3 protein-coding genes and 1 pseudogene are annotated in these 13,420 nt (G+C 65.8%); all 4 read left to right on the forward strand.

Annotation, left to right across the window (positions count from 1 at the left end; genetic code table 11):
• Window positions 1–39 precede the first annotated feature (39 nt).
• Complete coding sequence (locus tag J1M81_RS24070; RefSeq protein WP_241258429.1) at window positions 40–1,539, forward strand: SLC13 family permease; 1,500 nt, start codon at window positions 40–42, stop codon at window positions 1,537–1,539.
• A gap of 30 nt (window positions 1,540–1,569) precedes the next feature.
• On the forward strand, window positions 1,570–2,763 hold the full coding sequence (locus J1M81_RS24075; RefSeq protein ID WP_027496297.1) for a glycerate kinase: 1,194 nt from the start codon (window positions 1,570–1,572) through the stop codon (window positions 2,761–2,763).
• A gap of 168 nt (window positions 2,764–2,931) precedes the next feature.
• A complete protein-coding gene (locus J1M81_RS24080) occupies window positions 2,932–3,357 on the forward strand; it encodes a PPOX class F420-dependent oxidoreductase (protein ID WP_027496298.1) in 426 nt (141 codons plus the stop codon).
• A gap of 377 nt (window positions 3,358–3,734) precedes the next feature.
• Window positions 3,735–13,199 (forward strand): annotated as a pseudogene (locus J1M81_RS27075) (amino acid adenylation domain-containing protein); the annotation flags it as partial.
• Window positions 13,200–13,420 lie beyond the last annotated feature (221 nt).

Below are 13,420 nucleotides of genomic sequence, written 5' to 3' on the forward strand. Positions count from 1 at the left end.
TTCATCGGCGTTTCATCGGTCGGCTCCAGACTGGTAATCATGAACACGGTCAGCTTCAGGACGCAGCCACCTCCCCTTCCGCAACCGATGCGGGCGTGGCGCTTTCGCGATCTGTGGACCCGCCGGGTGGTTCAGCTCGTCGTCAGTTCGGTTGCACTGCTGGTGCTGTTGGCCGTGCTCGCCGGCGCGGCGCAAGGGTTGCCGAGCGCGGGACGGACGACGCTCGTCGTCTTCTCGGCAGCTGTCGCCCTCTGGGTGTTCACCAAGATCGACGACACCTACGTCGCACTCGGTGCCGCACTGGCTCTGGTACTGACAGGTGTAGTCAGCACCGACGCCTTGTTCGACACTCTGGGCGAAGAGACCATCTGGCTTCTCATCGCGGCGTTCATCATCGCCGCTGGAGTTCGCGAGTCCGGTTTGGCAACGCGCGCAGCGGTGTTCATCGTCAGCGGTGCGGGCAGCGTACGCCAGCTCGCCCATTTGGTGACGTCTGCACTGATCGTGACGGCATTCGCAATTCCTGCCACCTCGGGTCGTGCGGCACTTGCGCTGCCGGTGTTCTTGGCGTTGGCGCAGGCGCTCGCCGAGCGCAAGCGGGTGGTGCGGGCGTTGGCAATCCTGTTTCCCACCGTCATCCTGCTGTCCGCTGTGGCGACCCTCATCGGCGCGGGGGCACATCTGATCACCAGCCAGGTGCTCGAAAGTGCGACGGGCACCGGCATCAGCTTCACCGCGTGGTTGTTGCTCGGTGTGCCGCTGGCCGTGGTCAGTAGCCACTGTGCGGCCGAACTCGTACTGCTGCTGTTCACCGATCGTGAGGATCGCCGAATCCCACTGGCGGTGAACGTATCCGACATGGCGTCGCGGCTTCCCACCCCGGTGACGGGACCGCTGACCATCGCGGAGAACCGGGCCGCGACGTTGCTGGCCGTCGTCATCGTGCTGTGGTGCTCGGAACCGCTGCACGGCGTGCACCCCGCCATCATCGCCCTGCTCGGTGCACTGATCTCCACCTCTCCGCGTTTCGGTACCACCGATTTCGGCAAGGCGCTGTCGACGGTGCCGTGGTCGCTGCTGCTGTTCATGGCGGCGACGCTGGCCCTCGGGACCGCGCTGACGACGTCCGGTGCGGCAGGGTGGCTCTCGGACGGGCTGTTCACGGTGGTCCCGATCGGATCGGCCCCGCCCTGGGTGTTCATTGCAGTGGTGATCGTTCTGTCCGTGGCGTCACATCTTCTCATCCAATCTCGCTCGGCCCGTTCGTCCGTGCTGGTTCCACTCGTCGTCACCACGGCTGTGGCGCTCGGCATCGATCCAGTGGCCGCGGCCTTCGCCTCGACGGCTGCGGCAGGCTTCTGCCACACCATGCCGTCCTCGGCGAAGCCAGTGGCGATCTTCGCCAAAGCCGAAGGTGTGGATACATATTCACCGAAGGACCTGCTGCGGCTGTCCGCGTTCCTCGCGCCGCTGACCGCAGTGACCGTGCTGTTCTTCGCCGTGGCCGTGTGGCCTCTGCTCGGCACTCCCATCTCCTGATCTCCGACTTCCGACAAGGACACGATCACCATGCCCTCTTCAACTCCTCTCCGCTTCGTCGTCGCCCCGTCCGGGTTCAAGGAATCCCTCGGTGCCGACGAGGTCGCAGTGGCTATCGGTGCAGGTATCCGCCGGGTGGTGCCCGGTGCCATCGTCAGCTCGGTTCCCCTGGTCGACGGGGGTGAAGGGTCTGCCCGCGCACTTGCCGGTGCCACCCTGGGAAAGGTGATCGACGCCGTCGTGACCGGGCCGGTCGGCACGCCGGTGGCGTCCCATTTCGCTCTCCTGGGAACCGACGGGCCGATCACAGCGGTCGTGGAGATGGCAGCGGCGGCCGGCCTGTCGCTGGTTCCGCGAGATATGCGTGACCCGACGATCACCACGAGCCGCGGAGTCGGTGAGCTCATCCGCGCCGCCCTCGATTACGGTGCCGAACGAATTCTTTTGGGCTGCGGTGATTCCGGTACTTCGGACGGCGGCGCAGGTTTGCTCCAAGCACTCGGAGTGCGACTCCTCGATGCCGAAGGCCTCGAATTGGGTGACGGCGGAGGCGAGTTGGTCCGTCTCGATCACATCGATGTGTCCGGTCTCGATCCACGTCTGACTCCGGGAAGCGGTGTGGAGATCAGGGTCGCATGCAATCCGCACAACATTCTGTGTGGACCGGGGGGAGTCGCCCGGGTCTTCGCACCGCAGAAGGGTGCCACTCCGGGGCAAGTGGAGGTTCTGTCGGCTGCGATGGACCGCTGGGCCGAGGTGCTCGAGCGTGACGTGTCGACACGGCCCTCGGGCCTGAACCTGCGCACCGGGCCGGGCACGGGGGCGTCCGGCGGGATGGGTGCCGGCGTGGCTGCAGTCCTGCGAGCAGAGCTCCTACCGCGCTTCGAGGTGATGCTCGATCATGTCGATCTCGACAGCCTCATCGCGACGGCCGATCTGGTGTTGACCGCCGAGGGTTCCATCGACAAGCAGACGCCGAAGGGCAAGATCCCTACGGAGGTCGCGCGCCGAGCGAAGCTCCACGGCAAACCAGTGGTGGCGCTCGCGGGCACCATCGGTCTCGATGCCCGGGCCAATTACGACTCGGGTATCGACGCCTTCGCAGGCATTCTGCCCTCGCCGGTCGAACTGGTCGAAGCGCTCGAACGAGGTGCCGAGTTTCTGACCGATGCCACGGAGCGAGCGATGAGATTGATTCTGATCGGAGCGACGTTGGGTCGCTGAGAGGGCCGTATCGACGAAGCCCCTCCGCGATCTCGTGCAGGAGATCGTCGATTCGACGCGCGAGATATGCGGACGGTGCCCGGCACAGCATCGTCGATCGAGCGGCACGTCCTGGCCGAGTTCGTCGGTGACGTGAACCTGTCGGTCCGGCCGAGTAGCGTGACGTCGATGACGTCTTTCACCGATCCACGCGTGCGAGAGTTTCTGTCGGCAGGTACCCGCACCGGAAAGGTCGGCTACCTCGCTTCGGACGGACGGCCCCTGGTCGCCCCGATCTGGTTTGTCGTCGAGGACGATTCCATCGTGTTCAACACCGGAGCCGATACCGCCAAGGGGCGAGCGATCCGCAGAGACCCTCGGATCGTGTTGACCGTCGATCTCGAAGAGCCGCCGTACGGGTTCGTGCAGGTGCAGGGCGTTGCCTCGATCGACGAGGATCCCCGAGAACTGGTGCGTACGGCCACCGAGATCGGAGCGCGGTACATGGGCCGCGACAGAGGGGAGGAGTTCGGCAGACGCAATGGAGTTCCGGGCGAATTGATCGTTCGTTTGGTACCTACCAAGGTGATTGCCGCTTTCGACATGACGGCGTGACAACCGACGAACTCCGCGCGTGAGGGCCTGTAGATTGGCCGGGTGCCGAATCCAGCCACCGGTTCTGCACGTACGGGGGCGGGTGCTCTCGACGCGTGCTGGGCATGTAACGGTCCGGCCCATCTCGACGGATAAGTACTGAAAGGTAACTTCCGAGTTGTTCATGGTGAGAAAATAGAGATCGACGTAGTCAGCTTGCTCGATGTGTTCGGTGCCCATCGTTGTCCGCCGCTTCGGCGGCCGGTGGGGGCGCGTGTGATTGTGGGAAAGAGAGGAATCGATTGGACCCGCTAGGTGTGGAAGGTGCTGGAGACGACGACACGGGAGTCGACAGTCGGCAGCATCCCTCGTTCCCACTGTCACCGGCCCAATTGGGGATGTGGTTCGCGCAGCACGTGGACCCCTCGGTACCCGCCAACATCGCGCAGTACGTCGAGCTGCGCGGTGATCTCGACGTCGAACTGTTGCGGCGCGCATCGTCGCGCGCAGCCCTCGAACTGCAGTCCGGTTTCGTCCGTATCACCGAGATCGACGCGGAGCCACGACAGATCGTCGACCCCACCCTGGACGACTCGCTCGGACTGGTGGATCTGCGCGGCGAGAACGACCCTCGCGCGGCCGCCCTCGAGTGGATGCACGCCGATTACAGCGCTCCGATCGACATTCTTCGCGATCGACTGATCGCCGCCACCGTCTTGCGTATCGAGGACGATGTCTGGTTCTGGTACGAGCGCGTGCACCACGTCGTTCTCGACGGCTTCGGTGCCGTGACCTTCATGAACCGCGCTGCGGAGTTGTACACGTCCGAGGTCGAGGGCACCGAACCGACGAAGAACCTGGCCTCGGATCTGACCAAGGTCTACGACATCGAGATGTCCTACCGCGATTCGAGCCGCTTTCAGGCCGATCGCGAATACTGGGCGTCGCGGATCGACGGAATCGACGGAGTCACCACCCTCGCCGGACACACCGCTCCGCCGGCCCCGAAGAGTCAGATCGACAGCACCGCTCTGTCTACCGACACGATGAGCAGTCTCGATGCCCTGCGCGCCGAGACCGACACGACGATGGCGACCATCGTCATCGCCGCGTTCGCGGCGTATCTGGCCCAGATGACCGGCCGCGAGGACGTCGTGCTGTCACTGCCGGTGACTGCGCGAACCACCGCGGTTCTGCGCCGCTCCGGCGGCATGGTGTCCAACGTGGTGCCGCTGCGGTTCGACGTCTCGGGCGACACCACCGTCGAAACGATGCTGGCGCGCGTCAACGCCGAAGTCTCCGGTGCACTGCGCCACCAGCGGTACCGGCACGAGGACATTCGCCGCGACGCCGGCGGCGCAAGCGGTCAAGCTGCGTTCTTCGGTCCCTGGGTCAACATCATGCTGTTCTTCGGCGAGGTGCGCCTGGGATCGATGGTCGGCGGGATCAACATCCTCTCCACCGGCCTCATCGAGGACTTCGGACTGAACCTCTACACGAGCGTCGCCGGGGCCACGACCCACATCGACTTCGAGTCCAACCCCAACCTCTACGGCCCCGATCAGTCCGGCCGCAATCACGAGCGGTTCGTCGACTTCCTCAGCCGTTTCGTGGCAGCAGCCCCGACGGACCTCGTCTGGGACCTGGCTCTGACCGACGGATCCGAGCGCGCACTGGTCGTCTCCGAGTGGAACCACACCGAACACGAGACCACGCCCAGCACTCTGCTCACCGCATTCGAGGCTGCTGCGGCAGCTCGTCCCGACGCCACGGCTCTGGTGTACGAGGGCGACGTCCTGACTTACGGAGAACTGTCGGCGCGGGTGAACGGCCTCGCTCGCCATCTGATCGACATGGGCGTCGGCCCGGAGACTCTCGTCGGATTGTCCATTCGACGCTCGTTCGATCTCGTGGTCGGCATGTACGCCATCGTGGCGGCAGGCGGAGCGTGGGTACCGATCGACCCGGATCATCCTGCCGAACGCACGGCCTACATCCTCGATTCCGCGCAGCCTCGGTGCGTACTGATCTCGTCGCGTGACGACGTGTCGCTGCCCGAGGGCACCGAGACGGTCGCCGTCGATCTGGTCGACCTGTCCGCCCGGTCGTCCGCTCCGGTCGGAGACGCGGAACGGATTGCGCCGCTTCGTGTTTCGAACACCGCGTACGTCATCTACACCTCCGGCTCCACCGGCCGCCCGAAGGGCGTCGCCGTGGAGCACGCCGCCATCCACAATCAGATGGAGTGGATGCTGGCGGAGTATCCGATGGATACCACCGACGTCTATCTGCAGAAGACGGCGACGACGTTCGACGTCTCGCTGTGGGGTTTCTTCCTGCCGCTGCGAGTGGGCGCGACGATGGTGCTCGCCACCCCCGACGGGCATCGCGACTCGGTCTATGTGGCGAACAGGATCGCCGAGCATCGCGTCACGGTCACCGACTTCGTGCCCTCGATGCTGACCGTGTTCGTCGCCAACGCGCCGGCCAACACCTGTGCTTCGCTGCGTCACGTCTTCGTGATCGGCGAGGCGCTTCCGGTCGAGACGGCAGCAGCATTCCGATCCGTCTGCGCCGCAGGACTGCACAACCTCTACGGTCCCACCGAGGCGGCGGTCTCGGTGACGTACCACGAGAGCAGCCCACAGGACACGCGAACCGTCCCGATCGGTGTGCCCGAGTGGAACACCCGCGCCTTCGTACTGGACAGCCGGCTGCGACCCACTCCGGTGGGAGAAGCGGGCGAGCTCTACCTCGCGGGCGTCCAGCTGGCGCGGGGCTACGTGGGTCGCCCCGACCTGAGCTCGGATCGGTTCGTGGCCAACCCCTTCGGCGACGCCGGAGAGCGGATGTATCGCACCGGCGACCTCGTTCGGTGGCGCAGCGACGGAGTGCTGGACTACATCGGACGCACCGACTTCCAGGTGAAGTTCCGTGGCCAGCGCATCGAGCTGGGCGAGATCGAAACCGTGCTGCTCGCACACGAATCCATCTCGCAGGCAGTGACATTGGTCGTGCAGACGGTCACCGGCGACCAACTCGTCGCCTACGTCGTCGCCGGGCCGGGGAAGTCCATCGACTCCGCCGAGGCCATCGAATTCGCCGGGCATGCGCTGCCGTCCTACATGGTTCCCGCAGCAGTGGTCGTGCTCGATGCACTGCCGCTCAACACCAGCGGAAAGCTCGATCGAAAAGCGTTGCCGGAGCCGGTGTTCACCAGCGCCAAGAAGTACCGAGCACCGCAGAGCCGCGCGGAATACGTCGTCGCCGGAATCTACGAGGACCTGCTCGGCGCGTCCAAGGTCGGTCTGGACGAGGACTTCTTCGAGCTCGGCGGCAACTCGCTGATCGCCACACAGTTGGTGACACGAGTCGGCGGCGCACTCGGAGTACGCCTGGGAGTGCGCGAGCTGTTCGAGGCCCCCACCGTCGGCGCACTGGCTGCCCGGGCCGAGTCGGCTGCCGGCCGCGGATCCGACACCCCGATCCTCGAATCCCGGGAACGCCCCGAGCGCATCCCACTCTCGCCTGCACAGCAACGCATGTGGTTCCTCAACCGGTTCGATCCGGCCACTGCGGTGTACAACCTGCCGTTCTCGGTCCATCTGAGCGGTCCACTCGACGTGAGTGCCCTGTCGGCCGCATTCGCGGACGTCGTGGAACGACACGAGACGCTGCGCACGGTGTACCCGGAAGTGGACGGATCGCCCGAGCAGGTCGTGCTCAACGCGGCCAGGACACCGGCCACGATCACCCCGATCCGCATCGAACGGCACGAGCTCGGTGGCCGACTGCACGAGTTGGTGGCCCAGGGCTTCGACGTCACGATCGACACGCCGTTCCGAATCGCGCTGTTCGAGATGTCGCCCACCGAGTACGAACTGGCGATGGTCCTGCACCACATCGCTGCCGACGGAGCCTCCTTCGGACCGTTGGCGCGCGACGTCCTGCTGGCCTACTCGAGCCGGATACAGGGCCGTGCTCCCGAGTGGACGCCGCTCGAGGTCCAGTACGCCGACTACGCGCTCTGGCAGCGTGCGGTACTCGGTCCCGAAACCGATCCGCATTCGCTCGCTGCACGCGAAATCGCTTATTGGAGTGCCACACTCGAGGATCTACCCGATCAGCTGGCGCTGCCGTCGAGTAGGCCTCGCCCCGCCGTGTCGTCCAACGCAGGCAGCAAGCTGCGCATCGAGATTCCGGCCCGGTTGCACAGTGCTCTGGCCGATCTCGCCCGCGCGAACAACTCGTCGCTGTTCATGGTGATGCAGTCGGCGTACGCGCTGTTGCTGGCTCGACTGAGCGGCACCACCGACATCGCCATCGGCGCGCCGGTGGCCGGTCGCGGTGAGCCTGCACTCGACGACCTAGTCGGAATGTTCGTCAACACGTTGGTACTTCGTACCGATGTCGATCCGGCACTGTCGTTCGAGCAGCTGCTCGCTCGCGTCCGCGACACGGACCTGTCGGCGTTCGCGCATGCCGACGTTCCGTTCGAGCGCCTGGTCGAGGTTCTCAATCCGGTCCGCTCGACATCACGGCACCCGTTGTTCCAGGTAGCGCTCTCCCTGGAATCGGCCATGTCTCGTGAACTCACCGTCGGCGGGCTCCGCGCCGTGGCCGCCGAATTCGACGTCCCGATAGCGAAATTCGACCTCCAGCTGTGGCTCACCGAGCATCAGGTCGACGGAACTGCCGCGGGTATAGATGCGGTGTTCGAGTACGCGACCGATCTGTTCGACGCCGAGCTGGTCGACAGCTTCGCGCAACGCTTCCTCGAGATTCTGGACGCAGTCACCACCGACGCGTCGGTTCCGGTCGGCGACGTCGACATCGTGGACGCCGCCGAATACGAGTCCGTCGTGTCCACCTGGAACGTGTCCGGGCCGGACGTCTCTCGCGACGTGACGTTGATCGACCTGCTCGACGCTGCGGCCTCGGCACAGCCGGACGGAGTGGCCGTGCGCTTCGGCGACACGTCGCTGACGTACGCCGAGTTCGATGCTCGGACCAATCGCCTTGCTCGCGTACTGATCTCGCACGGCGTGGGCCCCGAGAGCCTCGTCGCGGTCGCCCTACCGAGGTCGGCGGAACTCGTCGTCGCGCTGGTCGCGGTGGTGAAGGCCGGTGGCGGTTACCTCCCCGTCGATCCGAGCTACCCGCTGGACCGCGTCGAGTACATGCTCGACGATGCGCGTCCGACATCGATTCTCTTCTCGGGAACGGACCCGATCGAGCTGCCCGCGGACGTCGAATCCCGCATCGGCGCAACGTTCGTCGACATCGACACGGTCGATCTGTCGTCGATCTCGGACGCACCGGTGACCGACACCGATCGCATTCGCCCGCTTCGCCCCACCAACGTCGCCTACGTCATCTACACCTCGGGGTCGACCGGTCGCCCCAAGGGTGTTCTGGTGCCGCACCGCAACGTGGTTCGGCTGCTCGCGAACACCGATGCGGTCTACGGCTTCGGAGCCGACGACGTGTGGACGATGTTCCATTCCTACGCGTTCGACTTCTCGGTGTGGGAACTGTGGGGTCCGTTGCTGTACGGCGGCACTCTGGTGGTCGTCGACTACTTCACCTCGCGCTCACCCGAGGCGTTCCATCAGCTGCTCGTGGACGAACGAGTGACGGTGCTCAACCAGACTCCGTCGGCGTTCTACCAACTGTCCGAGGCCGATCGCACGGCGGCGTCGACCGGCACCGAGCTGTCTCTGCGCTACGTGATCTTCGGCGGCGAGGCCCTCGAACAGCGTCGATTGAGCGGCTGGTTCGAGCGGCACGGCGATCGTGCACCGCAGCTGATCAACATGTACGGCATCACCGAGACCACGGTGCACGTGTCGTATCAGGCGCTGGGCTCGGCGTCCGTCGCAACGACCGCATCGGTGGTCGGCAAGCCGATCGCAGGGCTGCGCGTCTTTGTTCTCGATACCCGGCTCCATCCGGTCCCGGTCGGGGTGCCCGGCGAGATGTACGTTGCCGGTGGACAATTGGCGCGCGGATACCTGGGACGCGCACCGCTCACCGCGGTGCGGTTCGTGGCCGATCCGTTCGCCTCCGGCTCCGATGCCGGGTCGTTGCTGTACCGCACCGGCGATCTGGCGCAGTGGAACGCGTCGGGCGAACTCGAATATCTGGGCCGCTCCGACGATCAGGTCAAAGTGCGCGGCTTCCGAATCGAGTTGGGCGAGGTCGAGGCCGCGGTCACCGCGCACCCCGCCGTCACCCAGGCCGCCGTCGTCGTCCGTGAGGATTCGCCCGGGGCGGCCCGGTTGGTCGCCTACGTGGTCTCGGCGGTGGCGAACGGTCGGCCGACCCTCGACCTCGAAGATCTGCGAACCGGTATCGCCGAACTGTTGCCGGAGTACATGGTTCCGTCGGCGTTCGTTGCGCTGGAGACGATTCCGCTGACGGTCAACGGAAAGCTGGACCGGCGCGCACTGCCTGCGCCGGTGTTCGAGGTGCGAGATTTCCGCGCACCGACGACACCGATCGAAGAGATCGTCGCCGACGTCTTCGCCGAGGTCCTCGGCGTCGAGCGGGTAGGACTGGACGACGACTTCTTCGAGCTCGGCGGTAACTCGCTGATCGCCACCCAGGTGGTCTCGCGGCTCGGAGTGGCGCTCGACGCCACCGTGCCGGTGCGCATGCTGTTCGAGGCGTCGACGGTTGCACTGCTCGCGGTGCGCGTCGAACAGGCGGCGGGGGAGGGCGGCCGGACTGCACTCGTCGCGACCGTCCGTCCGGAGCGCATCCCGTTGTCTCTTGCGCAGCAACGCATGTGGTTCCTCAACCGGTTCGACGTCGACTCCGCCGCATACAACATTCCGTTCGCGCTGAAGCTGACCGGCGACCTGGATGTCGCCGCGCTGCAGGTCGCCATCATGGATGTGATCGACCGGCACGAGTCGCTGCGCACCGTCTATCCGGACACCGCGCACGGACCGCAGCAGTCCATTCTCGACGCCGCTCAGACGGTGCCGAACCTGATGCCGATTCCGACCTCGGCAGCCGACATTCAGCGACAGGTCTTCGCGCTCGCGTCGACGACGTTCGACGTGACCGTCAACGTTCCGATCCAGGCGCGACTGTTCGAGATCGGCCCACGCGAACACGTGATCGCCATGGTGGTGCACCACATCTCGGCTGACGGCTGGTCGATGGGACCGCTGGCCCGAGACATCATGATCGCCTACGCCTCGCGCACCGCGTGGGAGAACCCGGCCTGGATGCCGTTGGAAGTGCAGTACGCCGACTACAGCCTGTGGCAGCGTTCGGTTCTGGGCTCCGAGGACGATCCGCAGTCGCTGATCTCCGGTCAGGTGAACTACTGGGCCGACATCCTCGCCGGCCTACCCGACCAGCTCGATCTGCCGACCGACCGGCCGCGCCCCAGTCGCCAGTCCTACCAGGGCTCCTCCATCGGATTCGACGTGCCTGCCGATGTGCACCAGGGCCTGTCCGCTCTGGCGCACACCCACAACGCATCGCTGTTCATGGTCGTCCACGCCGCACTGGCCGTGCTTCTGGCCCGACTGTCGGGCACCGAGGACATCGCCATCGGTACTCCGGTCGCCGGCCGCGGTGACGCAGCGCTCGACGACGTCGTCGGCATGTTCGTCAACACGCTCGTTCTGCGCACCGACATCGACTCCGGACGCACGTTCTCCGAACAGATCGGCCGCGCGCGCGAAGTCGCGCTCGGAGCCTTCGGCCACGCCGATCTACCGTTCGAGCGTCTGGTCGAGGTCCTCAACCCGTCGCGGTCGCAAGCTCGACACCCGCTGTTCCAGGTCATGCTCTCGTTCGAGAACCTCACCCGAACACACGTCGACCTGCCGGGCCTGTCGGTGGACAGCGTCGCCCTCGATGCCGAAATCGCCAAGTTCGACCTGCAGCTCACCGTGACCGAGTCGATCGGACTGGACGGCCGCGGACAGGGCATGGCCGCCGAACTGACCTACGCGACAGACCTTTTCGATGCCGAGACCGTTCGCGGGTTCGCCGACCGGTTCGTACGGATGCTCACGGCCGTGGTGGCCGATTCGTCGGTGGCCGTCGGCGACATCGATCTGCTCGACGACGGCGAGCACGACCGCGTGGTGGCCGAATGGAACGACACCGAACACGAGGTCCCCGCCGACATCACTCTGGTGGACCTGTTCGACCGACAGGTCGCCCTGACCCCGGACGCAACTGCGCTGGTCTTCGAGGGTGAGCGGCTGACGTACGCCGAGTTCGATGCACGCGTCAACCGTCTTGCGCGCCATCTGGTCTCGCTGGGCGTCGGGCCCGACACGTTGGTCGGCCTCGCGATCGCCCGCAGCCTCGACCTGTTCGTCGGCATGTACGCGATCGTCAAGGCCGGGGCCGGATACGTGCCGATCGACCCGACCCAACCGGCGGATCGCAACGACTACATCGTGGCCACCGCGGCACCGATCCGGGTGTTGTCCACCGTGCGCGATCACGTCGAATTCCCCGACGTCGACACGATCGACATCGACACGCTCGACACTTCGAACCTGTCCTCGGAACCGTTGCGCGACAGCGACCGATGCGCCCCACTGCGTTCGCTGAACCTCGCGTACGTCATCTTCACGTCGGGTTCGACGGGCCGTCCCAAGGGTGTCGGGGTGTCGCACGACGCGATCGTCAACCGACTGCTGTGGATGCAGGGCGAATACGCCCTGACTCCACGCGACGTGGTGCTGCAGAAGACGCCGTCCACTTTCGACGTGTCGGTGTGGGAGTTCTTCTGGGCGCTTCAGGTCGGTGCCTCGGTGGTGATCGCCGTTCCCGACGGTCACCGAGATCCCATCTACTTGCTCGATGTCATTGCACGCGAACGCGTTTCGGTGGTGCACTTCGTGCCGTCGATGATGTCGGTGTTCGTACCCGAAGTCGAGCGGCGTCGCAGCGCGGGAGCCTCGCTCCGGCTGATGTTCGCCTCCGGCGAGGCGCTACCACCGACCACCGCTCGCGCACTGCGGCGTGCGGTCGCGTCGGTGGAACTGCACAACCTGTACGGACCGACCGAGGCTGCCGTGGACGTGACGTACCACGCGGTCACGGATTCGGACTCCGACGTCATGCCGATCGGTGCTCCGGTGTGGAACACCGCTGTCTACGTACTGGATTCGCGACTGCATCCCACCCCGGTCGGTGTTGCAGGTGAGCTCTATCTCGCCGGCACCCAGCTCGCGCGCGGCTATGTGGGACGCCCCGACCTGACCGCGGACAGGTTCGTCGCTCACCCGTTCGCCGATGGCGGCGCGCGGCTGTACCGCACCGGCGACGTCGTGCGCTGGAATCGCGACGGCGAGCTCGAATACGTCGGACGTTCCGACTTCCAGGTCAAGTTGCGCGGCCTGCGCATCGAACTGGGTGAGATCGAAACGGCGCTGCTCGCGCAGCGGTCGGTCTCTCAAGCCGTAGTCGTGGTCCGCCGCGACCAACTCGTCGGATACGTGGTCCCTACGGGGGTGTCGGTCGACACCGGAGCCGTTCTGTCGGCGCTACGCGGCCGTCTGGCGGAGTACATGGTTCCGTCGACACTGATAGTGCTGCCCGAGTTCCCGCTCGGCGCCAGCGGAAAGCTCGACCGAAAGGCGTTGCCCGACCCCGCATTCGAGGTCACCGAGTACCGCGAACCGACCAACGACATCGAACGCACCGTCGCCGAGGTGTACGCCCAGGTGCTGGGCGTCGAGCGCGTGGGTCTCGACGACGACTTCTTCGAGCTGGGCGGAAACTCGCTCATCGCAACGCAACTCGTGTCCCGACTCGGCGTCGCGCTGGACACCCGGATCGCCGTTCGCGAACTGTTCGACGCGTCCTCGGTGGCCGACCTCGCAGCCAGACTGGGCACCCTGGTCGCCACCGGCAGCAGGCCGCCGCTGGTACCGCAGCAGCGTCCGCAGCACATTCCGCTGTCACTGGCGCAACAGCGGATGTGGTTCCTCAACAAGTTCGACGTCGAATCGGCGGCCAACAACATCCCGATCGCCGTCCGGTTGTCCGGTCTGCTCGACCGCCGGGCCATGCAGATCGCGGTCGCGGACGTCGTCGCCAG

This window comes from Rhodococcus sp. KRD175 (assembly GCF_017168275.1).
Taxonomy (GTDB): Bacteria; Actinomycetota; Actinomycetes; order Mycobacteriales; family Mycobacteriaceae; genus Rhodococcoides; species Rhodococcoides fascians.